The following is a 23,543-nucleotide window of genomic DNA, read 5'->3' as shown; positions in this document are numbered from 1 at the left end:
CGCTTTGAACAGGGAGAGATGCATGGCAACCGGCACGGTTAAGTGGTTCAACTCGGAAAAGGGCTTTGGCTTCATCGAGCAGGACGGTGGAGGGCCGGACGTGTTCGTCCACTACTCCGCCATTGCCTCGAGCGGCTACCGGGAGCTCAACGAGGGCCAGAAGGTCGAGTTCGAGGTGACCCAGGGGCAGAAGGGTCCGCAGGCGGACAACGTCCGCCCGATGTAGCTCCGTGCCGGTGGCGGCGGCCGGTCGACGGCCGCCGCCGCAGCGCACTCAATACGCCGCCGGGGCGGCGGGCAGGTCCCGCCGCCGCCGGAGCGGCCCCATCAGCAGGATCAACGGGGTGAGCGCCAACCAGGTGGTCATCACCCTGATCGCCGTCTCGACGCCGTACCGCGCGCCGAGGGCGCCAGCCAGCACGGCCGCCAGCGGGATGGTGCCGTAGTTGAGCAGGTGCATGCTCACCGTCACCCGGCCGAGCAGGTGGTGCGGGGTGTACATCTGTCGGAAGCTGCCCTTGACCACGTTGCCGACGGCCACACCGAGGCCGATCAGCACCCCGCCGAGGGCCGGCCAGACCAGCCCGACACCCGGCGCGGCCAGCGGAATGAGCAGCGCGGGCGGGCCGGTGAGGGCCGCACCGACCAGCAGAGCCCGCGCGGTGCCGCAGCGCCGGGCCAGCGTGGTGGCCAGCAACGCACCGACGATCCCGCCGGCGCTCATCACCGCGATCAGGACGCCCACCAGGCCCGGTTCGAGCCGCAGCTCCCGGACCAGGAAGACCACCAGGACGGCCTGGTAGCCGATCAGCCCGATGTTGCTGGCCGCACCGAAGACCGCCAGCACCCGCAGGTACGGGTCGCGGACGACGAAGCGCAACCCCTCGGCGATGTCCCGGCGCAGCGACCGGGATGGGTCCGCCCGCCGGGCGCGCGGCTCGACGGTGCGGATCCGCAGCAGGAAGGCCGCGGAGAGCAGGAAGGTGAGCGCGTCCAGCAGCAGCGCGGCGACCGCCCCGGTGAGCTGGGCGATCAGGCCCGCGACTCCGGGTCCGACGACGTAGCTCACGGTCTGGGTGGCGTGCAGCTTCGCGTTGCCCTCCGGTAGCTGCTCGGGTCGCAGCACGACCGGCAGGTACACCTGGTCTGCGGTCTCGAAGAAGACCCGCGCGGTGCCAGCGCCGAGCGCGACCAGCAGCAGGTGCCAGACGGTGAGCCGATCCAGCGCGGCGGCCAGCGGCACACTGAGGAAGGCCAGCGCGCAGAACACGTCGCAGGCGACCATCACCGGACGGCGCGGCAGGCGGTCCACCCACGCGCCGGCCGGCAGGCCGATCAGCAACCAGGGCAGCCAGGCCGCGGCGGTGAGCACCGCCACCTGGAAGGTGCCGGCGTCGAGCACGGCCACCGCGACCAGCGGCAGCGCGACCGTGGTGACGTTGCTGCCGATGCTGCTGACCGCCTGGCCGGCCCAGAGCAACCGGAAGTCCCGGTGCCGCAAAAGGCCACCGGCCGGCCGGACCGGACCCGGATCGGTGCGGGTGGCCGCGGTCACGGCCGGGCCGGAACGCCGTGGGCGAACACGAACACGGGCTGCCGTTCGCGGCCGTCGTCGGGCAGTGGCCGGTCGGCCCAGCGGGCCAGCAGGTCGATCATTTCGCGGCTCAGCTCGGCCAGTTCGTCCGGGGTGAGGTGCAGCCACTTGTCGGTGGAGAACGGGCCGTCCTGCCAGGCGGCCTGCGCCGACTCGTCGGCGGCGTGCCAGGCTCGGGCCAGGGCGACGTGCCGGTCCAGGTTGAGCGACGTGGCGGCGTCGGCGACCGCCCGGGCGGCCGGGTCGGCGTCGAAGTCGCTGTTGGACCAGCGCACCGCCCGGGTGACCAGGCGCCACCACCGCTCGCGCCGGTCCCGGACCAGGTCGGGGGCCTCGGTGACCAGCCCGGCGGCGGCGAGCACCTTGAGGTGGTGACTGACGTTCGCGGGCGCCTGGTCGGTGCGCTCGGCGAGCAGGCCGACGGTCGAGGGCCCGTGCACCTTGAGCACGTCCATGAGCCGGCGGCGCAGCGGGTGGGCCATGGCGGCCAGCACCCGCGAGTCGGTGACCTGTCGTACGTCGGGACTCTCCATGCCACCGACCCTGTCATCCGCAACATCTGTTACGCAACAGATATTGCTAAACAGTCGTTGCGGATCGGCAGGTTCGGGCCAACCGACGCGGCCGGGGGCGGCTCAGGCGACCAGCCGGCGGGCCAATTCGTCGGCGACCTGCTTGGCCATCGTCGGCGGGATGGCCGCGGCGATCTTCTCCGGGGTCAACCCGGCCAGCACGCCCTGGATGATCGCCGGCTCGTCGGTGAAGTCGCGACCGGCCAGCGCGGTCAGCGCGGTCTGCAGGGCGGTCACCTGCGCGGCGAGCGACTTCAGCGTCGGGTGCGCCGGCACGTAGTTCTGGACGGTGGCATCTTCACCCATCGTCATCCGGGTGTAGATCTGCCCGACCGGGTTGCGGCCGTCCAGCACGGTCAGGTTCCGGTGGACGGTGGCCAGCCAGGCGTGTTCTTCGGGAGTCATGTCGTTCTCCTCCAGGAGTCCGATGGAGCTGAGGTAGCGGCGGAACAACGGCCGCTGGTCGCGGCCCCCCTTGATGGCGTCACGGAAGAAGCTGATGTGGGTGTGCCAGCGGTGCGAACTGTCGCCGGTGCTCCGCTTGCCGAGCCGGTCCCACCGCTTCACGGTCGTACCGTCGGGGCTGTAGATGATCTCGCGGATGTCCCGGGTGTCGGCCGCGTTCGCGACGCACTGTCCCACGCACCAGAGCGAGAAGCTGCGCAGGGTGTGCGTCCGGCCAGCGGAGCGGACGTCGAAGCCGCCGACGTCCAGTGCTGCCGCGTCGAGGGTCAGGCCGGCCCGGTCCCGGGGTGACTCCACCACCGAGTAGTCGTTGGTGACCACCCGGTCCGATCCACAGTGGTAGCCGCCCCGGTGCGCCGGATCGCCGACGATGCCGACTTCCGCCGGCTCCAGATCGTCTGGCCCGGGGGCGTTGTCGAGGTGGGTCAGGAGCAGGGTGCGGACGGCCAACAGATTCGCCGGGGCCTGGGTCATGGGGTCCCCCTCTCCAACGGGCGGGGACCGGGCACGACGTCACACCGCGTACGCGGTGCAGGGCTGCGAACGCGCCCGGTCTTACTGATGCACGGCGCCGGGCGTTGACTCAACGATAGCCCGCGTTTTCGATGAATGCCCAGCTCAGAGGGGGTCAGTTCAGATTGGAGGTTGCGCAGAGCCAGAGTGGACGATCGGCAGGAACAACGCCGAGGGGTGCGCCGGGTCGTGCAGAACCTGTCGCCAACCGGCACGCAGTGTCACGGCCGCACCGAGGGGTTCCCCGCTACCCGGGTTGCGCGCCCAGCGCGGATGGGCACCACCGGTCACCTGCACCCGCAGGCGGTGCCCGGCGCCGAACCGGTACGCGGTCGGCCACAGCGGCACCGGGACCCGGCACACCCCGGACGGGTCGGCCGCGAACCGATCGGGCGTGACCCGGACCAGACCGTCGCACACGTTCCACGAGCGACCGCGGCGGTCCACGTCGCACAGCCGGACGAAGACATCCAGGTACGGCAGCTCACTGCGGACGTGGATCTCGGCGCGCACCGGGCCGATCACCTCGACCGGCTGGGTCAGCGGGGTGCTGGTGTACGTCAGCACGTCGGGGCGGGCCTCGACACGCCGGTTGTCGACCGGGCCGGCCCGCTGCGCGACGAGCAGCGGCCCACCCAGCGACGGGGTGGGGTCGCTCGGGTCGTACCGGAACTCGTCCGGCGCCGATGCAACCGGGGGGGTCGCGGCCAGCACACCGCCGGGATGCAGGTGCCAGGCGGTGTCGACCGCCGGCGGTGGCCAGTCCGGCAGGTCCCGCCAGCCACCGCCGGCGCCGCTCACGTAGAGCTGGACCGGGGCCGACGCGGACCGGTCGACGCGGACTGCCGGCCCGCTCGCTGTGGCCGGGCCGGTCAGGTGCTCGTCGAGCCAGGCCAGGCCCTCCCGCAGGGCGGCCACGAACAGGCCGGGACTGCCATGCGTCCACGGGCCGATCACCAGGCGCGGCCGGGCGCCGGCGGCGCGCAGGGTGGCGTGGTCGTCGAGCTGGGCGGGCAGGAAGATGTCGTGCCAGCCGGTGACCATGACCACCGGTGCCCGCACCCGGGCCACCTGGTCGTCGAAGACCCGGGTCCGCCAGTACACGGCGTCCGGCGTGTGGTGGCGCAGCCACTCCTGGAAGAACGGGATGGTCACCCCGGTGGCCACCCGATCCGCCCCGGCCAGCGGCAGGTGCTCCAGTGCGGCGACCAGCCGGGGCTGCCCACGCTTGAGCTCCCACTGCCGGGCCAGCCACGGCACGGTCTGCGCGTGCAGCAGCTCCGCCCAGGTCAGCACCGTGTCCAGGGCGAAGGACTCCCCCGCGTACGTCGAATCCCGGGTCGCCGAGGCGGTCACCACCGCGACCATCGCGCGCAGCTCCTCGCCGGCGTCGGCGGCCAGCGCCCACTGTGCGAAGCCCTGGTAGCTGACCCCGAACATGCCGAGCGCACCGGACCACCAGGGCTGGCGACGCAGCCAGTCCAGGGTGTCCAGCCCGTCGTCGCGCTCGTGCACCAGCGGGGCGAACGTCCCACCGGAGCCCCCGGTGCCCCGACAGGACTGGATCACCGCGTGCCAGCCTCGCGCGGCGAGCAGCCGGCCGAGCAGCCGCAGCGGGCCACCCCGCCCGTACGGGGTGCGGATCAGCACGGTGGGTGCGTCCCGGCCGGCCGGGGCGTAGTGGTCGGTGCGCAGCACCACGCCGTCGCGGACCCGGACCGGGATGTCACGGGTGACCCGCACCGGGCCGGGGCTGGTCGCGGGCAGCCGCAGCGCGGCGCCGGCGAGGTGGGCGACGAGCCGGTGCGGCACCGGTCAGTCCGTCGGCCGTCGGGGCGACTGGGGCCGGGCGGCGCGGACCGCGTCGCGGTGCGCGCGCAACGACTGGCTCATCTCCCCCATGAACCGGTGCAGCACCTCCAGCTCGTCGTCGCTGAAGTGGGCCATCACCGAGTCGGTACGGGCGCCCAGCGGCTGGAAGAACTGCATGGCCAGCGCGGCCCCCTGGTCGGCGTAGTGCAGGAACACCTTGCGTCGGTCGACGGTGTCCCGGTCCCGGCGGATGTGGCCGGCACGCTCCAGCCGGTCGATCAGGGCGGTGACCGAACCGGAGGAGAGGTTGAGCTGCTCACCGAGGCGGCCGGGGGTGATCGGGTCACCGAACAGCTCGGCGTCCATCACCGCGATCAGCGCCTGCAGGTCGGTCGGGTTGAGCCCGTGCAGGTTGGCGAAGGCGTGCCCGACCTGCTGGGCGTCCGCCGCGTACCGCCGCAGGTTGTTGGTGATCTCCGCGACCAGCTGCTCGCGGCGCGTGTCGCGCCGTCGGTACATGCCGTGAGTCGCCACCTCGCGCCGCTTCTTCCCGTCGTCGGTCCCCAGGTTGCAGCATAGAGCAACCGTCGATAATCTCGATAGTCGAGATACTTGACCACCTGAAGGACCCTGAGGTCACCTGATGTCTGTCTTCACCAGAGTCGCCCGCGGCCGGTTGGCCGCCTGGCTCACCGTGGCCGCCGCGATCGTCGTCGGCGCGGCGATCTTCGGGCTACCCCAACCGAACAACCCGGCGCCGATCTCCGCCAGCGGCCTGTCCGTGCAGTGGCAGTCGACCCAGGTGGAACGGTTGCAGGACCAGCTCCCGTCCAGCGAGGTCCAGCCGGCCATCGTGGTGGTCAGCCGCGGCGACGGCGGTGCGCTGAGCGAGGCCGACCGGAGTGCCGTCGCCGCCCGCTCCGGCGATCTGGGCCGCTTCGCGGTGAGCGGGCAGGTCAGCCCCCCGCAGCTCTCCCCGGACGGGACCGTGGCGCTGGTCGCCGTGCCGCTCAGCACTGCCGGTGGCCAGGACGAAGTCACCGGGACGGTCAGCCAGGTACGCGCCGCGCTGGCGAACCTGCCCGACGGCCTCACCGTCGAGGTCACCGGCGCTCCCGCCTTCACCGCCGACCTCGCCTCGGTCTTCGAGGGCGCCGACATCACCCTGCTCGCGGTGACCGCCGCCGTGGTCGCGCTGCTGTTGCTGATCACCTACCGCAGCCCGTTCCTGTGGATCGTGCCGCTGGTCGTGGTCGCGGCGACCGAGCAGCTCACCCTGCGCGCGGTGGACACGATCGTGCCGGCCGTCGGCATCACCCTCCAGCAGGGCCAGGTCACCGGCATCGCCAGCGTGCTGGTCTTCGGCGCCGCCACCGACTACGCCCTGCTGCTCATCGCCCGCTACCGGGAGGAGCTGCGCCGCGAGGAGGACCGGTTCGCGGCTATGCGCGCCGCGCTGCGCCGGACGGCCGAGCCCATCCTGGCCAGCGGCGGCACCGTGGTGCTCGGCGTGCTCACCCTGCTGCTCAGTGAGCAGGAGACGAACCGCGCACTGGCCGTGGCCTGCGCCACCGGTGTGGTCTTCGCCATGCTCTCGGCGCTGTTCGTGCTTCCCGCCCTGTTGCTGCTCTTCGGCCGCGGCCTGTTCTGGCCGTTCGTACCCAAGGTCGGTGGCGCGGTCCGCGAGGGCCGGCTCTGGGGCCGGCTCGGCACCGCCGTGCAACGCCGTCCGGCGCCGGTCGCGGTGCTGGCCACGCTGCTGCTCGCCGGCCTGGCGCTGGGTGGGCTCGGGATCCGCACCGGGCTGTCCGAGACCGAGCAGTTCCGGGCCCAGCCCGAGGCGGTGACCGGCGCGCAGACCCTGGCCCGGGCGTTCCCCGCCGGCACCACCCAGCCGGTGGCCGTGCTCACCACCCCGACGGCCGTGCGGGCGGTCACCGACGCGGCCTCCACCGTGCCGGGGGTCGCCTCGGCCCGCCCCGGCGACGCCGGCCAGGCCGTCGCCCAGGTCGACGTGGTGCTGGCCTCCGAACCCGGGACCACCGCCTCCAACCGGACGATCGAGGCGCTGCGCGCCGCGGTCGCCGCGGTCCCCAACTCCGCGCCACCTACGGCAGAGGGCGCCGACGCCCCGACCGGGGCGATCGTCGGCGGCAGCGTGGCCGCCACCTACGACTCCGAGGAGGCCAACGACCGGGACCTGCGGCTGATCCTGCCGATCATCCTGCTGCTGGTCGGCGCGGTGCTCGTACTCCTGCTGCGGGGCCTGCTCGCGCCGGTGCTGCTGGTGCTCACCGTGATCGCGTCGTTCTTCGCCAGCCTCGGTGCGGCGTGGCTTCTCTTCGACCACGTGCTGGGCTTCCCGGCGCTGGACAGCGGCGTGCTGCTGCTGGCCTTCGTGTTCCTGGTGGCACTCGGCGTGGACTACAACATCTTCCTGGTCACCAGGGCCCGGGAGGACGCCCGCAAGGCGGGCACCCGGGACGGGATGCTCTCCGCGCTGCGGGTCACCGGCGGGGTGATCACGAGTGCGGGTGTCCTGCTCGCCGCGGTCTTCGCGGTGCTCGGGGTGCTGCCCCTGATCACGCTGACCCAGATCGGCATCATCGTGTGCATCGGCGTCCTGCTGGACACCCTGCTGGTCCGCACGGTCCTGGTCCCGGCGCTGGCGTTCATGCTCGGCGACCGCTTCTGGTGGCCCGGCCGGATCGCCCGCGAGCGCGTGGCGGAGGCCCCGGCGCCACCCGAGCTGGTCGCCGCCGCCCGGGACTGACCGGGCACCGCGACGGGGGCGGGGCCGGGTCTCCCCGGCCCCGCCCCCGTCGCGTCGGTCGGCGTGCTCAGTACGCCAGGCAGACGCACTCGGTCATCAGCGCCCGCACGTTGCGCACGTACGACGGGTTGGGGATGGCCAGCGGCTGTCCCTCCTGCGCCACCGCACCGTGCCCGAAGTTGTACGCGGCGATGACCGCGTTGAGCAGGCAGGAATTCAGCTCGGTGCTGCACAGGGCGGCGTCGAGCCGGTAGTCGGACTCGAAGTACATGTCGCCGATGTACTTGGTCAGCCAGGCCAGGTAGGTGCCGCCGAGGTACGCGTTGTCCCGGTAGTTGTCGATGTCGTAGCTCTGCTCGAACCGCTGGTTCATCCAGGTCGCGGTGTCCGGCATCACCTGCATCAGCCCGACACCGCCGTCGCAGGCGTAGATGTTGGACTGCCAGCCGCTCTCCTGCCAGGCGGTGGCCTTGACCAGGTTCAGCGGAATCTTCAGGGCCGGGGCGGACACCGGCCAGTAGGTGCGCGCCGCCGCGTCGGTCAGCGCCGCCTTCGCCTCGGCCCTGGTCGCCTGGGTGCCCCGGTAGCTGGGCGTGCAGGGGCTCGCTCGCGGACGTGGCGGCGGCGGCGGAGCCCAGGTCTCGGTGGGCCGTCTGGGCACCAGGCGCGGCCTCGGCGCCGCGGTGGCCGTGCGAGTCGCCGCCTTCGGCGCTGCCGGGCTCGGGGACGCGAGGCGTTGCGGGGCGGCACCCGCCGCCCCGGTCGCCGACGGGCTCGGCTCCGCGGCGTCATCGAGCGGGACCTCCGCCGGCGCCTCCACCGGTACCTCGGTCACCGCGACTGGCGCGGTCTGGTCCTGCGGGCGTTCCTTCGCAGGGCCGCAGCCGACCAGCGTGCCCGCCAGCAGCAGCCCGGCGAGCAAACCGGCGCCCACCCGACCATTCCGTCGATGCATGCCGTTCCTCCCCCATGTGATCGTCGCCGCACCCTAGCAAGGTTCGACCGGGCGGCGAGGCCCCTGCGACGGTGGCCGGACCCCGTCCGCCGGCTGCTCCCGATCCCCCATCGCCCGGTCCCGGGTGGCCCAGGCGACCATGAACACCACCGTCCAGAGCACCCCGAGCAGCACCGCTGCCGCGGTCCCGCTCGTCGTGTCCAGCCCGAGGTAGAGCCGCGCGCCGCCGACACCGACCACGCCTGCGGCGGCGGCTGTCCAGGTTGCCACCGCCACCGGCCACCGGGCGCCCCGGGACACGAGCCAGGCCAGGGTGCAGAAGCTCGCCGCGACCACCGCGTTCTGGGTCGGAAACGGGACCGACTCGCCGCCGTCCGGGCCGGCCCCCGGCGAACCGGTCAGCTCGGCCACCACGGCGAGTACCAGCAGCGGCACGAACGCGCCCACCGTGCCGACCACGCTGAGCAGGTCCGCCCGCCACGGCCGGTTCCGCCACGCCAGCACCGCGGCCACCATGGCCACCAGCACGATCAACACCCACCCGCGCACCAACGACACCACGACCATGGTGGCGTCGGCGGCGCCCGGGGTCCGGCGGGCGGCGAACCAGGCCTCGATCGCCCCGTCCAGCGTGGCCAGCCCGCTGCTGCGCACCCCGACGGCGAGCAGGCCGGCGATGGCGAGCCCGGCGGCGAAGAGCAGCACCAGCCCGGCGGCGAGGTTGAGCAGCAGCGTCCAGGCCGGTCCAATCCGCATGGCCACCAGGAAGAACAGCACCCCGTAGCGGGCGCTGAGCCAGCGCACCGGGGGCAACGCGCCGGCCCGGGAGAGCAACGCCCGTACCGGGTCGGGGTTGCGGCCCAGCCACCGGCCGGCGAGCACCACCCCCAACAGCCCGGCCAGCAACACCAGTGCCGCGCCGGTGGCCCGGCCGAGCAACCGGGAGACCGTGTCGTACGACTCACCGGCGAGGTGACCGAGCAGCACCGACCCGCCCACCCAGGTCACCACACCGGCCAGGTTCCACGGCGCGAACCGTCGGTACGGCATGTCGGACGCCCCGGCCAACCGGGGCACCAGAGTGCGGGCGAAGGCCACCCAGCGCGCGGCGAACACGCCCCGCCCCCCGAGCCGCGCGAGCATGGCGTCCGCCCGGCTCCACCGCGCGGGCCCGACCCGGTGGCCCAGCCGGGCACGCAGCCGCGGGCCGTACCGCCGTCCGGCGCGGAACGCCAGCCCATCACCCAGGACCGCCGCGACGATCATCGCGAGCAACGCCGGGCCCAGCCGCAAGGTACCGTTGTAGGTGAGGAAGCCGACGAGCAGCAGGGTAGCCTCACCCGGCACCAGCAGGCCGAAGATCACCGCGGTCTCGCCCATCACGATCAACGCGGCGACCAGGTAGATCCACAGGGTGGGCAGACCCTGCAACAAGGTCAGCAGATCGTGCACTCAGGCCCCCGGGACACGGGAGTCAGCATGCCAGCCGGGGGAACGACCCGGACAGCAGTTTCACCAGAGATCAGGGGCACCTGGGGGTGACCCCGACGCAGCCTGCGCGAGCGCAGGCGGAAGGATAGAGGGTATGCAGCTTCGCACCGACCTCCGCAACGTCGCCATCATCGCTCACGTCGACCACGGCAAGACCACCCTGGTCGACGCCATGTTGCGGCAGGCTGGCGCGTACGGCGCCCGGGGTGAGACGACCGAGCGGGTGATGGACTCCGGGGACCTGGAACGGGAGAAGGGCATCACGATCCTGGCCAAGAACACCGGCGTGCACTACCTGCCGGCGGACGGCTCCGACCCGGTCACCATCAACATCATCGACACCCCCGGCCACGCCGACTTCGGTGGCGAGGTGGAGCGCGGCCTGACCATGGTCGACGGTGTGGTGCTCCTGGTCGACGCGAGCGAGGGCCCGCTGCCGCAGACCCGCTTCGTGCTGCGTAAGGCGCTGCGGGCGCGACTCCCGATCATCCTCGTGATCAACAAGGTGGACCGGCCGGACGCCCGGATCAAGGAGGTCGTGGACGACACCTACGAGCTCTTCCTCGACCTGGACGCCGACGAGGAGCAGATCGACTTCCCGATCGTCTACGCCTGCGCCCGCGACGGCATCGCCTCGCTGACCCAGCCCGCCGACGGCTCGGTGCCGGACGACAGCACCTCGCTGGAGCCGCTGTTCCGCACCCTGCTGGACACCATCCCGCCGCCCGCGTACGAGGACGGCGCGCCGCTGCAGGCACACGTCACCAACCTCGACGCCTCGCCGTTCCTCGGCCGACTGGCGCTGTGCCGGGTCCGCCAGGGCACGATCAACAAGGGTCAGACGGTGGCCTGGTGCCGCACCGACGGCAGCACCCAGCGGGTCCGCATCTCCGAGATGCTGATGACCGAGGGCCTGGAGCGCAAGCCGGCCGACTCGGCCGGCCCTGGCGACATCATCGCCGTCGCCGGCATCCCCGAGATCATGATCGGTGAGACGCTGGCCGACGCGGAGCACCCGGTGGCGCTGCCGCTGATCACCGTCGACGAGCCGGCCATCTCGATGACCATCGGCACCAACACCTCGCCGCTGGTCGGCCGGGTCAAGGGCTCCAAGGTCACCGCGCGGATGGTGAAGGACCGGTTGGACAAGGAACTGATCGGCAACGTCTCGCTGCGGGTGCTGCCCACCGAGCGGCCGGACGCCTGGGAGGTGCAGGGCCGTGGTGAGCTGGCGCTGGCCATCCTGGTCGAGCAGATGCGCCGGGAAAGCTACGAGCTGACCGTCGGCAAGCCGCAGGTGGTCACCCGGGAGATCGACGGCAAGACCTGCGAGCCGGTCGAACGGCTGACCATCGACGCGCCGGAGGAGTACCTGGGTGCGATCACCCAGCTGCTGGCCACCCGCAAGGGCCGGATGGAGCAGCTGGTCAACCACGGCACCGGCTGGATCCGGATGGAGTGGCTGGTCCCGGCGCGCGGCCTGATCGGCTTCCGCACCGAGTTCCTCACCGACACCCGGGGCACCGGCATCCTGCACCACGTCTTCGAGTCCTACGAGCCGTGGTTCGGTGAGCTGCGTACCCGCAACAACGGTTCGCTGGTCGCCGACCGCTCCGGCGCGGTCACCGCCTTCGCGATGATCAACCTGCAGGAGCGCGGGCAGCTCTTCGTCGACCCGACCACCGAGGTGTACGAGGGCATGATCGTCGGCGAGAACTCCCGCTCCGACGACATGGACGTCAACATCACCAAGGAGAAGAAGCTCACCAACATGCGGGCGTCGACCTCGGACGAGACCGAGAAGCTGATCCCGCCGCGCAAGCTGTCGCTGGAGCAGGCGCTCGAGTTCTGCCGCGAGGACGAATGCGTCGAGGTCACCCCGACCGCCGTCCGGATCCGCAAGGTGATGCTCGACCAGCAGTTGCGTGGTCGGGCGGCGGCCCGCCGTAAGCACGCCGGCTGACCCACCAGCACCCGGCACCGGGCGCGTCGGCCGCTTGCGGCCGGCGCGCCCGGCCGCTTTTCAGCGGGGGTACGCCGGCCCCACTCGGTCGGCCCGCCCGTGATCGGCTACGGTCACCGGCATGACCTGGGATGATCTCGACGCCCACCTGGACAAGGTGCCCGGCACCGTCTCGGCGTACGTGGGCCGGCTCGACGCGCCCCCGACCTGGACCCGCCACGCCGACGCCGCCCACTACGCCGCCAGCACCATGAAGGCGGGGGTGCTCGCCGCGCTGCACCGCGCCGCCGAAGCCGGCACGCTGGAGCTGGACGCCCCGGTCCCGGTGGTCAACGAGTTCGACTCGGCCCAGCCCGGCGCGCCCCGATTCTCCTGCGCGCAGCACTACGACAACGACGACGCGGTCTGGGACCGGGTGGGTGGCACCGCGCCGCTGCGCTGGCTGGCCGACCGGATGATCGTGCGGTCCAGCAACCTGGCCACGAACCTGGTCATCGGGCAGGTCGGGCTGCCGGCGGTGGCCGAGGTGTGGGCGCTGGCCGGTGCCCGGTACAGCGTCACCGGCCGGGGCATCGAGGACTTCGCCGCCCGCGAGGCCGGCATCACCAACCTGGTCACCGCCGCCGACCTGGCCGCCCTGCTCGGCGCACTGGCCACCGGGGCCACCACCCCCGGCCGGCTCGCGTCGCCGGCCGGCTGCACGGCCATGCTGGACGTCCTGCTCGCCCAGGAGCACCGCGAGGACCTGGCCGCCGGCCTGCCCGAGGGCACCCGGATCGCGCACAAGGGCGGTTGGGTGCGCGGCGTCCGGCACGGCGCCGGGGTGGTGCTGCCCGACGACGCCCCGCCGTACCTGATCGTCGTCTGCACCACCACCGACCTGGCCGACGGCGGCCCGAGCGGAGACGAGGTCGAGGACGACGCCTGCCGGCTGATCGCCAACGTCTCGGCGCAGGTCTGGGCGGCCCGCCACCAGCTCTGACCCGCACCCGCCGATCCCGGCTAGGCTGCTCGCACCCCCACCCCGGAGCCGCTGATGCCCCGCAGTCGTACTCTCCTGGCCGCATTCCTCGCCGTGACGGTGGCGAACCTGCTGGCCAACGCCACCGGTGGCGGGGTGGCCGAACTGCTCACCAAGCCGCTGCTGATGCCGCTGCTGGCCGCGTACCTCTGGCGGGCCACCGCCGAGCGCGGTGCCCGTCCGGACCGGTTGGTGCTCGCCGCGCTGGCCTTCTCCACCGGTGGCGACGTGGCGCTGCTGGGCGACGGCACCGGCTGGTTCATGGCCGGCATGGCCTGCTTCCTCGCCGCCCACCTCTGCTACCTCGCGGCGTTCACCCGGCACGGCGCCGCGACCGCGCTGCGCCGTGCGCCGCTGGTCGCGGTCCCGCTGGTGTACGCGGTGCTGACCGTCGTCGCGCTGACCTGGATGTGGGCGGGACTGACGGACGCCGGGCTGGCCGTTCCGGTGGCCGGGTACGCGCTCGCGCTGGCCGCGATGGCCAGCACCGCCGTCACCCAGGGCTGGCGGGTCGGTCTCGGCGCCGCGCTGTTCCTCGGGTCCGACCTGTTGATCGCCACCGGGGTGGCTGGAGTGGCACAGCCACCTGGCGCGCCGGTGCTGGTCATGGCGAGTTACGCGGCCGGCCAGGCGCTGATCGTCATCGGCCGGGCCGGCCGCGCCGGAACGCCGGCCGGCGCGCCGGTCACTCCAACAACTGCGCCCGTAGCCCGGTGAGGATCTCGTCGGTCAGCCCGAGCCCGTCGCGCAGGTAGCCGTCGAACGAGCCGTGCACCCGGCGGACCTCCTGGTAGCCGGCGTCGAGGTACTCCGGGCGGACCTCCAGCACCGGCAGCACCGCGTCGACGTCCAGCTCGGGCTGCCGCCGCCGCATCGCCTCGATGATCACCGCGCGGAGGCTGTCGGTCAGCTGGTTGTTGCGCAGGTACTCGGCGCGGATCGTGGCCTCGTCCACTCCGAGCGCGGTCAGCAGGATGACGGTGAGCCAACCCGTGCGGTCCTTGCCGGCGGAGCAGTGGTAGACCAGCGGCAGGTTCTCCGGCCGGGTCGCCAGCCGTACCGCCTCGGCGAAGCCGACCCGCGCCGACGCTCCGGTGACGAACCATCGGTAGATCTCCGCCATCGCCCCCGCCGTGCCCTGCCGGGCCAACTCCGCGTACGAGTTCAGGTCGTGGCCGAGCAGCACCGCCGAGACGTACGTGAAGACCGGGTGCTCCGGGTCGTGCACCGGCAGATGCACCATCCGGGGCTCCCCGACGAGCCGGTCCGCCGGAGCCACCGCGATCTCCGAGCCGTCGCGCAGGTCGAGCACGCAGGCCGGCCCGAGCTTCGCGAGCACCGGCAGGTCCTCGTCGGTGAGCCGGCCCAACGCCGGGGTACGGATCAGCCGTCCGGCGCGCACTCGTCGGCCGTCGGCACCGACCAGGCCGCCCAGGTCACGCGCGTTCGGCGCACCCACCATCTCCCAGTCCCGCCCGGTCATCCGGTCTCCCCTCCCGCCGCCTGCCTGCGTATAGGGTGCCCCACATGACGATCTCGGCGGTACGCACCCACCGGGTTTCCGCACCCCTCCACACCCCTTTCGTCACCGCGCTGCGCCGTACCACCACAGTGGACACGCTGGTCGTCGAGCTGGTCGACGCCGACGGCCGGTCCGGCTTCGGCGAGGCGCCGCAGGTCTGGCAGGTCACCGGCGCGTCGGTCGCCGGAGCTGAGGCGTGCGTGCGGGAGCTGCTCGGGCCGCTGCTCACCGGACGCGACCCGGACGACCTGGTGACCCGCTGCGCCGAGGTACAGCGCGCGGTGGTCGGCAACGAGGCGGCGAAGGCCGCGGTGGACGTGGCCCTGCACGACCTGGCCGCCCGGCGGCTGGGCGTACCCCTGGTGCGGCTGCTCGGCGGCACCAGGCTGCGGGTGCCCACGGACGTCACGCTGGCCGCGGGCGACGCGGTGGACCTGGCAGCGGCCGCGCGGCAGCGACAGGCCGACGGCTTCGGCGTGCTCAAGCTGAAGGTCGGCACCGACGCGGCCGGCGACCTGGACCGGGTGCGGGCGGTCCGCTCGGCGGTCGGCGCCGGGGTCCAGATCCGCCTCGACGCCAACCAGGGCTGGACGCCCCGGGAGGCGGTCCGGGTGATCCGCGGCATCGAGGACGCGGGGCTCGATGTGGAGCTGGTCGAGCAGCCGGTGGCCCGCTGGGACCTGGACGGGATGGCCTGGGTCAGCGACCGGGTGTCCGTGCCGATCCTGGCCGACGAGGCGGTCTTCGGGGTTCGTGACCTGGTGGAGGTGATCCGCCGCCGGGCCGCCGACCTGGTCAACGTCAAGCTGGCCAAGTGCGGCGGGCTGCACCCGGCGCGCACCCTGCTGGATCTGGCCTCCGCGCACGGGCTCGGCACGGTGGTGGGGTCGATGATGGAGACCCAGATCGGCATCGGCGCGGCCGCGAGCCTGGTCGCCGCGTACGGCACCACCGCAGTCTCCGACCTGGACGCCGCCTGGTGGCTGGCCTGGTCGCCGGTGCACGGCGGGCTGCACTACGAGGCAGCCACCGTGGTGCTTCCGGATGCCCCCGGCCTGGGCATTTCCGGCTTGGCTGAAGCAAAGATACAGACCCGCAGTTGATGATCGTTAGTTTCTTTCATATGGTTTCCGGAGGACGGCCGACACGAGCTGGGGGTTGACGTGGAGCTGCAACCGGGCCGCGAGGCCGTCGTCCGGGTCGCGGTGGCGACGCTCTGGACCTGCCCCGAGGCGGTCCGCGCCGTCGACGGGCCGGCGCTCACCGCGCGCGCCGACATCCCGGCCTGGGTCTCCGGCCTGGACACCGACCAGCAGGTCGGCGACTGCGTGCTGAGCCAACTGCTGCTGGGTGAGCGGGTGCTCATCAGCGAGCTGCGCCCGGACGGTTGGGCGCGGGTGGTGGCCGTCGAGCAGCCCGCCGCCACGCTGGATCCGCGCGGCTACCCGGGCTGGCTACCGGCCGACCAACTGGCCCCCGTCGACCCGGCCGTCACCGGCCGCCCGCTGGTGGTGGACGCCACGGTCATCGGGCTGCGCGCCGCGCCGGACGGGCCGGTCGTGCTGCCCGGAGTGGTCGTCGGCACCCGTCTCGTCCCGGCCGGTCCGGCGCTCAACGGTTGGCAGCCGGTGCACGTCCCCGGTCAGGCCGCGCCGCTCTGGCTGCCCGACGGCCAGTTGGTCCCGGCACCGGCCGCGCCGCCCAGCGCCGCCGATGCGCTCGCGGTGGCGCAGCGGCTGCTGCACGTGGCCTACGTCTGGGGCGGGCTCTCCTCGTACGGCATCGACTGCTCCGGGCTGGTGCACCTGGCCTGGCGCCGGTTCGGGGTGCTGCTGCCCCGCGACGCGGCCGACCAGGCGGCGGCGACCACCCCGCTGCCGCTGGGCGCGGAACGCCCCGGAGACCTCTACTTCTTCGCCCGCCCCGGCCGGAAGATCCACCACATCGGAATCGTCACCGCCGTCCCCGGCGACCACGAGAACCGGCGGATGCTGCACGCCTGCTACCGGCGGCGGCGGGTCGTGGAGGAGCCAATGCCGGCCGATCGGACCGCGACCCTGGTCGGCGTGCACCGGGTCTGACCGGCCGGGCGCGTCCCCGCGCCCGGCCGGCGGTGGTCAGCGCCGGGCCTCGGCCAGCTCGCGCCGCCGGTCCCGGGAGGACTTCACCAGACTGGCGATCGTGGCGACGCCGAGCGTGCCGAGGATGATCAGCAGCGACAGCCAGATCGGGATGTGCGGCGCCCAGCCCACGTGCTCCCCGCCGTTGATGAACGGCAGGTTGTTGTCGGCCAGCGCCTCCAGCACCAGCTTCACCCCGATGAAGCCGAGCACCACGGCCAGCCCGTAGCTCAGGTAGATCAGCCGGTCGAGCAGGCCACCGAGCAGGAAGTAGAGCTGGCGCAGGCCCATCAGCGCGAAGACGTTCGCGGTGAAGACCAGGTACGGCTCCTGGGTGATGCCGAAGATCGCCGGGATCGAGTCCAGCGCGAAGATCAGGTCGGTGGTGCCGATCGCGATCATCACGATCAGCATCGGAGTGAACAGCCGCCGGCCGTTGAAGTGCGTGGTCAGCTTCGCGCCGTCGTAGTCCTTGGAGATCGGCAGCGCCTTGCGGCTCCACCGGATCAACAGGTTCTCGGAGAACTCGTCCTCGTCCGGCTCACCCTGCCGGGCCAGGTTGACCGCGGTGTAGATCAGGAAGGCGCCGAAGATGTAGAAGACCCAGGAGAACTGCGAGATCAAGGCGGCGCCGGCGGCGATGAACCCGCCGCGCATCACCAACGCCAGCACGATGCCGACCAGCAACACCTTCTGCTGGTACTGCCGGGGCACACCGAAGCGGGCCATGATGATCACGAAGACGAAGAGGTTGTCCACCGAGAGGCTGTACTCGGTGAGCCAGCCGGTGTAGAACTGCCCGGCCGCGCTGGCCCCGGAGGTCAACCAGACACCGGCGCCGAAGAGCAGGGCCAGGCCGACGTAGAAGCTGACCCAGAGGCTCGACTCACGCACGCTCGGCTCGTGCGGGCGTCGACCGATGATCAACAGGTCGACGAGCAGGACCGCAGTCAGTGCGACGAGGGTCCCCGCCCACACCAATCCGGACACGTCCAACGTTCATTCCTCCGGCAGACACGCGGCGTCGGGCACACCGTACGCCCCTGCGGGTCCCGGCGTGCCGCTCACGCTCACTCTGGTGACTGTCGGAGGTCTCTTCCGCCACCGCCCGCGAGCGGGACGGCGACCGACGGCGCCGGGTCGTACGCCGAAAACCGGCGGTCGACCGTGCTGACGACTCCGTCGCGAGGGAATACTCCCCTCCTCGATGACCATTCTTGCCCACCACGCCGTGTGATCGCACCCCGGGTAGCCGGTGTTACCGGCCACCCGCCGGCCGGGAATACCCCGCGACACACGGTCTAACGCGTCCTAGGAGGCTAGTGCGTGTCGGATGCGGCGAGCGGGTCGGCGAGCGACCAGCCGGCGGCGAGCAACGCGTCGCAGGCAGCCACAGCCCGGGTCAGCCGCTCGGCGTGCGGTCCCACCAGCTCCACCACCGGCACGCCGCACCCGGCCAGTTCGGTGCGAAACCGCTCGGTCATCCAGCCCCGCAGGTGCTCCCCGTCGCGCAGCCCGTCGTCGGCGAAGGGCACGCCCCGGTGGTCGGTCAGCAGGTACAGCGCAGGTCGACGGGCCGCCGCCCGGACCGCCGGAGACGTACCACCGAGGTAGCGCTCCTCCCAGACAGCGGTGGCCCGCGCGTCGGTGTCGCAGAAGAGCAGCGGCCCGGACGAGCGGGCCGCCGCGTCCTCGGCCGCCTGCTGCTCGCGGACCACCGTGCGGAAGTCATCCCGATCCCAGCTCACGTCGAAGACGCTCGCCCCGGGCGAGTCTTCCCGCAGCCGGGCCAGCTTGCGGGCGGTCAGCTCCCGGCCGTACTCCGGCACCCAGCCGGTGCGGTAGTGCGCGGCGAGCGCCATCGCCATCGTGGTGGTGCCGGTCGACTCGGCGCCGACCACCACCACCCGCCGGACGAACCAGGCGCGCACCGGCGGGCTCAGCCACCGCCAGTGACCCACCGGGTCCGCCCGCACGGCGGTCCCGGAGACCGGCACGGTCCGCCGGTCCGGATCCACCGACACGGGTACGGCGTCGAAGCGGCGGGCCAGCTCGGCGCCGTACGCCTCAGAGGAGAAGACGGCGTCCACCGCCCCCGGTCCGACCGCCTCGCGGAACACCGCGCAGTGCGCGTCCCAGACCACCGGGTCGGCGTAGTCCACCGGGTGGTCGTCGTACCGGCCGACGAACCGGACCCACGGGGTGTCCGCGTGCACCTCCCGCAGCCAGTCCAGCCGCACCTCGAGCGGGATGGACTCGCGGCGCGAGGGCGCCACCACCACGGTGACCGTGGCGCACCGGGCAGCCGCGGCCGCGATCAGCGAGTGGTGCCCGGCGTGCGGCGGGTAGAACTTCCCCACCACCATCCCGTGCCGGAACTCCGCAGCGTCCGCCTGCTCCGGCGAGCGGGGTGTCGGCGGGCGGGGTGTCGGCCGGCGGTCTGGTGCCCGCTCGGTCACGCGGTGACCCGGGCCGGGCCGGGCCGGACGGGGGTCGGCCGGTCGGCCCGGCGCAGGTCCGCACGCCAGGCCCGCAGCCCGAGCACGCAGAGGGCGAGGAACACCAGGTACAGGACGGCGGTCAGGTGCAGCCCCTTGTACGCGTAGAGCGGGATGTAGATCAGGTCGGCGGCGATCCAGAGCCACCAGCTCTCCACCCGCTTGCGGGTCTGCCCGTACGTGGCCAGCAGGGACAGCGCGGTGGTCAGCGCGTCCGGCAGCGGCACCGTCGAGTCGGTGGCCCGGTCCAGCAGGACCCAGAGCGCGCCGGTGAGCAGCACCCCTGCGACGGCCAGCGCCAGCCACTCCCGCCGCCCGGTCCGGCTCACCGTGAGCCGGGTCCGCCGCTCGCCACCGAACAGCCAGTGCCACCAGCCGTAGCAGCCGAGCGCGACGTAGACGACCTGGAGCCCGGCGTCGGCGTACAGGCCGGCGGTCCAGAACAGCAGCATGAGCAGCAGCACGTTGGCGATGCCGACCGGCCAGTTCGCGATCCGCTGCCGGGCCACCAGCCAGACGTTGAGCACGCCGGTGGCGAACCCGAGCAGTTCCGCCCACGTGGTCCCGGTGCCGGCCACCCGGAACGCGGTGCCGGTGAGCCAGTCGATCATCACAGTGCCCTCCCGGGCACCCACCCTAGGGCCACTGTCGACACCGGAACAGACCCCACCACCCCGTCGGGCTGACCCGCCGTGGGAGGCTTCCGACATGGTGCTTGAGGTCGCGTTGATCGACGTACTGCCCGGACACGAGGACGAGTTCGCCGCCGCGTACGCCCAGGGTCACCCGGTGCTCGCCGGGGCACCCGGCTGCCGGTCGGTGCGGATGACCCGGGGGATCGAGTCCCCGACCCGGTTCGTGCTGCTGGTCGAGTGGGACTCGGTCGAGGCGCACAACGACAACTTCCGGGCCACCGAGCGGTTCACCCGGTGGCGCGAGCTGATCGGGCCGCACTTCGCCGGGCCTCCCCTCGTCGAGCACTTCATCGACGTACCGGCCTGAGCGGAGCTGTCGTACCCCACGGTTATCGTGCCCACCGCACGCGCCGGCCGCCGGTCCCGACGGGCTCGGGGGCGCCGGGCCCGGTGGCCGCGCGGCGCCGCTGCCCTCATTCCCCGACGCGTCGGGCCAGCGCGGTGACCGTCTCCGCCGGTGACAACGCGGCGGCCAGCAACGCCTCGGTCATCCGCTCGTACCGGTCGACGTCCAGCACGGTGGCCAACCGGACGTCGGTGGTCAACGCCTCCAGCATCACCGTCCGCGGGTCCGCCGGGTCGGGGAAGGCATACCAGGAGTACGGGGTGAGCGGGTGCAGCCCGCCGTCGGCCGCCGCGCCGCGGGGCAACAGCCGGATCGTCACGTGGGCCAGCCCGGTCACGGCGACCAGGTGCCGCAGTTGCTCACGCCAGACCGGGACCGGCAGGTCGCCCGGGTCGCAGGCCGCCTCGGCGAGCACCACCGTGTAGCGCGCTGGGTCGGCGCGACGCAGCACCTCCTGCCGCAGACCCCGGGCACGCACCTCGGCGTCCACGTCGATCTCCGGCGTGAACAGGGCGCCGGCGGAGACCCGGAACCGGGCGTACTCCGGCGTCTGGAGCAGCCCCGGCACGACCGCCGGCTGGTACTCGACGATGTGGGCGGCGCCCGCCTCCAGCTCGGCGTACGTACGCTGCCGCTCGCTCATCTCGCCCAGCGTCTTCCACCAGCCGCGACTGGTGGCCGCGTCCCGGGCGATCACGATCAGCGCGTCCCGGGCCGGCGCCGGCACCTGGTAGATGTCCAGCAGATCCAGCACGTCGGCGAGGTCCGGTCGGCTCTGGCCCAACTCGATGCGGGACAGTTTCGACGTCGAGGCCCAGCCCAGCCGGTCGCAGACCTGCTCCAGGGTCAACGCCTCGCGCCGGCGTAGCTGGCGCAGCTCGGCACCGAGCCGCACACGTCGAATGACAGGACTCGTTGGCAACGGCATCCCCGCCTCCCCACCGAGGGAGAGTACGCAGGACGGTCACCCAGTGCAATACCACGCTCGCACACCGCTACCGGACTGACCTCTCCCGGCGACCGATCGGACCGGCCCGTACCTGCCGTTCCGCACCCGCTGTGGCCGCCGGGGCGGCCGTCACTTCACGCCGGTGGCGTCCATTCCGCGCAGCTCCTTCTTCAGGTCGGAGACCTCGTCGCGGATCCGGGCCGCCAGCTCGAACTGCAGCTCGCGGGCGGCGGCCAGCATCTGGTCGTTCAGCTCCTGGATGAGCTGGGCCAGGTCGGCGCGGGCCATCCCCTCCCGCGAGGTGGTGGTGGCGGCGGCCCGACTCCGGCTGCGGGTCTCCTTGACCGGCGCCTTGCCCCGGGAGAGCTGGCGCACCGCACCGCCGACCCGGGAGTTTTCGGTGTCCTCCGCCTCGCGGTAGATGTCGTCCAGGATGTCGTGGATCTTCTTGCGCAGCGGCTCCGGGCTGACCCCGTGCGCCTCGTTGTGCGCGATCTGCTTGGCCCGCCGCCGATCGGTCTCGTCGATCGCGTTCGCCATCGACGGAGTGATCTTGTCGGCGTACATGTGCACCTGACCGGAGACGTTACGGGCGGCCCGCCCGATGGTCTGGATCAGCGACCGGCCGCTGCGCAGGAAGCCCTCCTTGTCAGCGTCGAGGATCGCCACCAACGACACCTCGGGCAGGTCCAGACCTTCGCGGAGCAGGTTGATGCCGACCAGCACGTCGTAGTCGCCCTTGCGCAGCTCGCGCAGCAGCTCCACCCGGCGCAGCGTGTCGACCTCCGAGTGCAGGTAGCGCACCCGGATGCCGTTCTCCAGCAGGTAGTCCGACAGGTCCTCGGCCATCTTCTTGGTCAGCGTGGTGACCAGCACCCGTTCGTCCCGATCGGTACGCAGCTTGATCTCGTGCATCAGGTCGTCGATCTGGCCCTTGGTCGGCTTGATCACGACCTCCGGGTCGACCAGCCCGGTGGGCCGGATGACCTGCTCGACGAACTCACCCTGAGCCTGCTCCAGCTCCCACGGGCCGGGGGTCGCGGAGAGGTAGACCATCTGGCCGACCCGCTCCAGGAACTCGTCGAAGCGCAGCGGCCGGTTGTCGGCCGCGCTGGGCAGCCGGAAGCCGTGGTCGATGAGCATCCGCTTGCGGGACGCGTCGCCCTCGTACATGCCGCCGATCTGCGGGATCGTCACGTGCGACTCGTCGACGACGGTGAGGAAGTCGTCCGGGAAGTAGTCGAGCAGGCAGTGCGGCGGGCTGCCGGGCAGCCGCCCGTCCATGTGCATCGAGTAGTTCTCGATGCCCGAGCAGAAGCCCACCTGCCGCATCATCTCGATGTCGTAGGTGGTGCGCATCCGCAGCCGCTGCGCCTCCAGCAGCTTGCCCTGCCGCTCCAGCTCGGCGAGCCGTTCGGCCAGCTCCGCCTCGATGTCGCGGATCGCCCGCTCCATCCGCTCCGGCCCGGCCGCGTAGTGCGTGGCCGGGAAGATGACCAGCTGGTCGACCTCGCGGACCACGTCACCGGTCAGTGGATTGAGGTAGTAGAGCTTCTCCACCTCGTCGCCGAACAGCTCGATGCGGACCGCCAACTCCTCGTACGCCGGGATGATCTCCAGCGTGTCGCCGCGGACCCGGAACGTCCCCCGCTGGAAGGCCATGTCGTTGCGGGTGTAGCGGATGTCGACCAGCCGCCGCAGCAACTGGTCGCGGTCGACCTCCTGGCCGACGCCGACCCGGATCGCCCGGTCGAGGTACTCCTCAGGGGTGCCCAGGCCGTAGATCGCCGACACGGTGGCCACCACGACCACATCACGGCGGGTGAGCAGCGACATCGTCGCCGAGTGCCGCAGCCGCTCGACCTCCTCGTTGATCGAGGAGTCCTTCTCGATGTAGGTGTCGGTCTGCGGGATGTACGCCTCGGGCTGGTAGTAGTCGTAGTACGAGACGAAGTATTCGACGGCGTTGTCCGGCAGCAGCTCGCTGAACTCCTTGGCCAGCTGCGCGCAGAGCGTCTTGTTCGGGGCGAGCACCAGGGTCGGGCGCTGCAGCCGCTCGATCAGCCACGCGGTGGTGGCGCTCTTGCCGGTGCCGGTCGCGCCGAGCAGCACCGTGTTGCGGTCGCCGCGCCGAACCCGACGCTCCAGATCGTTGATGGCGGCCGGCTGGTCGCCGGCCGGCTGAAACTCACTGACGACCTGGAAGCGGCCGTCCAGCCGAGGAATGTCGAGCGCCATGACCTCAACGGTACGC

At 72.4% G+C, this 23,543-nt stretch carries 21 protein-coding genes; 8 read left to right on the top strand and 13 right to left on the bottom strand.

From position 1 onward, the window contains the following. Positions 1-22 precede the first annotated feature (22 nt). On the top strand, positions 23-226 hold the full coding sequence (locus tag ABZV00_RS23730; RefSeq protein WP_007462771.1) for a cold-shock protein: 204 nt from the start codon (positions 23-25) through the stop codon (positions 224-226). 48 nt (positions 227-274) lie between these two features. Here ABZV00_RS23730 and ABZV00_RS23725 read toward each other — a convergent pair whose 3' ends face one another. The 5 genes from ABZV00_RS23725 to ABZV00_RS23705 all read right to left on the bottom strand — a co-directional run bounded on the left by ABZV00_RS23725 (position 275) and on the right by ABZV00_RS23705 (position 5,475). After that, on the bottom strand, positions 275-1,555 hold the full coding sequence (locus ABZV00_RS23725; RefSeq protein ID WP_355609754.1) for an MFS transporter: 1,281 nt from the start codon (positions 1,553-1,555) through the stop codon (positions 275-277). Then, positions 1,552-2,127, bottom strand: a complete 576-nt coding sequence (locus tag ABZV00_RS23720; protein WP_355609752.1) for a metalloregulator ArsR/SmtB family transcription factor — start codon at positions 2,125-2,127, stop codon at positions 1,552-1,554. Before ABZV00_RS23720 ends, ABZV00_RS23725 begins: the two co-directional genes overlap by 4 nt. Positions 2,128-2,229: 102 nt before the next feature. Then, on the bottom strand, positions 2,230-3,105 hold the full coding sequence (locus ABZV00_RS23715) for a hypothetical protein (protein ID WP_355609750.1): 876 nt from the start codon (positions 3,103-3,105) through the stop codon (positions 2,230-2,232). Positions 3,106-3,264: 159 nt separating this feature from the next. After that, complete coding sequence (locus ABZV00_RS23710; protein WP_355609773.1) at positions 3,265-4,917, bottom strand: CocE/NonD family hydrolase; 1,653 nt, start codon at positions 4,915-4,917, stop codon at positions 3,265-3,267. Positions 4,918-4,959: 42 nt separating this feature from the next. Continuing rightward, positions 4,960-5,475 (bottom strand): MarR family transcriptional regulator, encoded by a 516-nt coding sequence (locus tag ABZV00_RS23705; RefSeq protein ID WP_328418771.1) that lies wholly within the window; start codon positions 5,473-5,475, stop codon positions 4,960-4,962. Between the two features lie 124 nt (positions 5,476-5,599). Between ABZV00_RS23705 and ABZV00_RS23700 the strand changes: the two genes are divergently transcribed. Next, entirely contained in the window at positions 5,600-7,729 is a 2,130-nt protein-coding gene (locus tag ABZV00_RS23700; protein WP_355609748.1) for an efflux RND transporter permease subunit, read from the top strand. 67 nt (positions 7,730-7,796) lie between these two features. Here ABZV00_RS23700 and ABZV00_RS23695 read toward each other — a convergent pair whose 3' ends face one another. Beyond that, positions 7,797-8,684: a lytic transglycosylase domain-containing protein gene (locus ABZV00_RS23695; RefSeq protein WP_355609746.1), complete on the bottom strand. Its 888-nt coding sequence runs from the start codon at positions 8,682-8,684 to the stop codon at positions 7,797-7,799. Positions 8,685-8,717: 33 nt separating this feature from the next. After that, complete coding sequence (locus ABZV00_RS23690; protein ID WP_355609744.1) at positions 8,718-10,136, bottom strand: DedA family protein; 1,419 nt, start codon at positions 10,134-10,136, stop codon at positions 8,718-8,720. Between the two features lie 133 nt (positions 10,137-10,269). On the opposite strand from ABZV00_RS23690, the gene typA reads away from it, so the two are divergent. From typA to ABZV00_RS23675, 3 genes are all read left to right on the top strand, one after another. Beyond that, the gene (typA, locus tag ABZV00_RS23685; RefSeq protein WP_328418775.1) at positions 10,270-12,138 is read left to right on the top strand and encodes a translational GTPase TypA; all 1,869 of its coding nucleotides are present in this window, start codon (positions 10,270-10,272) and stop codon (positions 12,136-12,138) included. Positions 12,139-12,259: 121 nt separating this feature from the next. Next, positions 12,260-13,120: a serine hydrolase gene (locus ABZV00_RS23680; RefSeq protein ID WP_355609742.1), complete on the top strand. Its 861-nt coding sequence runs from the start codon at positions 12,260-12,262 to the stop codon at positions 13,118-13,120. Positions 13,121-13,174: 54 nt separating this feature from the next. Then, a complete protein-coding gene (locus tag ABZV00_RS23675; protein ID WP_355609740.1) occupies positions 13,175-13,876 on the top strand; it encodes a lysoplasmalogenase in 702 nt (233 codons plus the stop codon). On the opposite strand, the gene ABZV00_RS23670 is transcribed toward ABZV00_RS23675, so the two are convergent. After that, positions 13,845-14,642 carry a tyrosine-protein phosphatase gene (locus ABZV00_RS23670; RefSeq protein ID WP_355609738.1) on the bottom strand — a complete coding sequence of 266 codons (798 nt, stop codon included), beginning with the start codon at positions 14,640-14,642 and terminating at the stop codon, positions 13,845-13,847. The two genes, ABZV00_RS23675 and ABZV00_RS23670, sit on opposite strands and share 32 nt — an antisense overlap. 44 nt (positions 14,643-14,686) lie before the next feature. On the opposite strand from ABZV00_RS23670, the gene ABZV00_RS23665 reads away from it, so the two are divergent. Both ABZV00_RS23665 and ABZV00_RS23660 read left to right on the top strand, forming a co-directional pair. Continuing rightward, positions 14,687-15,784: a dipeptide epimerase gene (locus ABZV00_RS23665; RefSeq protein WP_355609736.1), complete on the top strand. Its 1,098-nt coding sequence runs from the start codon at positions 14,687-14,689 to the stop codon at positions 15,782-15,784. Positions 15,785-15,844: 60 nt separating this feature from the next. Next, positions 15,845-16,762: an NlpC/P60 family protein gene (locus tag ABZV00_RS23660; protein WP_355609734.1), complete on the top strand. Its 918-nt coding sequence runs from the start codon at positions 15,845-15,847 to the stop codon at positions 16,760-16,762. Positions 16,763-16,798: 36 nt separating this feature from the next. On the opposite strand, the gene ABZV00_RS23655 is transcribed toward ABZV00_RS23660, so the two are convergent. From ABZV00_RS23655 to pnuC, 3 genes are all read right to left on the bottom strand, one after another. Continuing rightward, positions 16,799-17,797: a TerC family protein gene (locus tag ABZV00_RS23655; protein ID WP_328418781.1), complete on the bottom strand. Its 999-nt coding sequence runs from the start codon at positions 17,795-17,797 to the stop codon at positions 16,799-16,801. Positions 17,798-18,120: 323 nt separating this feature from the next. Continuing rightward, positions 18,121-19,260 (bottom strand): AAA family ATPase, encoded by a 1,140-nt coding sequence (locus tag ABZV00_RS23650; RefSeq protein ID WP_355609732.1) that lies wholly within the window; start codon positions 19,258-19,260, stop codon positions 18,121-18,123. Then, on the bottom strand, positions 19,257-19,910 hold the full coding sequence (pnuC, locus tag ABZV00_RS23645) for a nicotinamide riboside transporter PnuC (protein ID WP_355609771.1): 654 nt from the start codon (positions 19,908-19,910) through the stop codon (positions 19,257-19,259). Before pnuC ends, ABZV00_RS23650 begins: the two co-directional genes overlap by 4 nt. A 97-nt stretch (positions 19,911-20,007) precedes the next feature. On the opposite strand from pnuC, the gene ABZV00_RS23640 reads away from it, so the two are divergent. Continuing rightward, complete coding sequence (locus ABZV00_RS23640) at positions 20,008-20,301, top strand: antibiotic biosynthesis monooxygenase family protein (protein ID WP_328418783.1); 294 nt, start codon at positions 20,008-20,010, stop codon at positions 20,299-20,301. A 106-nt stretch (positions 20,302-20,407) separates the two neighbouring features. Here the strand turns inward: ABZV00_RS23640 and ABZV00_RS23635 are convergent, their stop codons facing one another. After that, complete coding sequence (locus ABZV00_RS23635) at positions 20,408-21,268, bottom strand: helix-turn-helix transcriptional regulator (protein WP_355609730.1); 861 nt, start codon at positions 21,266-21,268, stop codon at positions 20,408-20,410. A gap of 150 nt (positions 21,269-21,418) precedes the next feature. Further along, positions 21,419-23,527 (bottom strand): excinuclease ABC subunit UvrB, encoded by a 2,109-nt coding sequence (uvrB, locus tag ABZV00_RS23630; RefSeq protein ID WP_355609728.1) that lies wholly within the window; start codon positions 23,525-23,527, stop codon positions 21,419-21,421. Positions 23,528-23,543: the final 16 nt, after the last annotated feature.

The organism is Micromonospora sp. NPDC005173 (genome assembly GCF_040608515.1).
Lineage (GTDB): Bacteria > Actinomycetota > Actinomycetes > Mycobacteriales > Micromonosporaceae > Micromonospora.
This window is presented reverse-complemented; position numbering and strand designations above follow the sequence as displayed.

What these genes read in the sequence shown, in the direction of transcription:
- ABZV00_RS23730 (WP_007462771.1), top strand. Translation starts at nt 23, where the DNA reads ATGGCAACCGGCACGGTTAAGTGGTTCAACTCGGAAAAGGGCTTTGGC.
- ABZV00_RS23720 (WP_355609752.1), bottom strand. Translation starts at nt 2,127, where the DNA reads ATGGAGAGTCCCGACGTACGACAGGTCACCGACTCGCGGGTGCTGGCC.
- ABZV00_RS23715 (WP_355609750.1), bottom strand. Translation starts at nt 3,105, where the DNA reads ATGACCCAGGCCCCGGCGAATCTGTTGGCCGTCCGCACCCTGCTCCTG.
- ABZV00_RS23705 (WP_328418771.1), bottom strand. Translation starts at nt 5,475, where the DNA reads ATGTACCGACGGCGCGACACGCGCCGCGAGCAGCTGGTCGCGGAGATC.
- ABZV00_RS23700 (WP_355609748.1), top strand. Translation starts at nt 5,600, where the DNA reads ATGTCTGTCTTCACCAGAGTCGCCCGCGGCCGGTTGGCCGCCTGGCTC.
- ABZV00_RS23695 (WP_355609746.1), bottom strand. Translation starts at nt 8,684, where the DNA reads ATGCATCGACGGAATGGTCGGGTGGGCGCCGGTTTGCTCGCCGGGCTG.
- typA (WP_328418775.1), top strand. Translation starts at nt 10,270, where the DNA reads ATGCAGCTTCGCACCGACCTCCGCAACGTCGCCATCATCGCTCACGTC.
- ABZV00_RS23680 (WP_355609742.1), top strand. Translation starts at nt 12,260, where the DNA reads ATGACCTGGGATGATCTCGACGCCCACCTGGACAAGGTGCCCGGCACC.
- ABZV00_RS23675 (WP_355609740.1), top strand. Translation starts at nt 13,175, where the DNA reads ATGCCCCGCAGTCGTACTCTCCTGGCCGCATTCCTCGCCGTGACGGTG.
- ABZV00_RS23670 (WP_355609738.1), bottom strand. Translation starts at nt 14,642, where the DNA reads ATGACCGGGCGGGACTGGGAGATGGTGGGTGCGCCGAACGCGCGTGAC.
- ABZV00_RS23665 (WP_355609736.1), top strand. Translation starts at nt 14,687, where the DNA reads ATGACGATCTCGGCGGTACGCACCCACCGGGTTTCCGCACCCCTCCAC.
- pnuC (WP_355609771.1), bottom strand. Translation starts at nt 19,910, where the DNA reads ATGATCGACTGGCTCACCGGCACCGCGTTCCGGGTGGCCGGCACCGGG.
- ABZV00_RS23640 (WP_328418783.1), top strand. Translation starts at nt 20,008, where the DNA reads ATGGTGCTTGAGGTCGCGTTGATCGACGTACTGCCCGGACACGAGGAC.
- ABZV00_RS23635 (WP_355609730.1), bottom strand. Translation starts at nt 21,268, where the DNA reads ATGCCGTTGCCAACGAGTCCTGTCATTCGACGTGTGCGGCTCGGTGCC.
- uvrB (WP_355609728.1), bottom strand. Translation starts at nt 23,527, where the DNA reads ATGGCGCTCGACATTCCTCGGCTGGACGGCCGCTTCCAGGTCGTCAGT.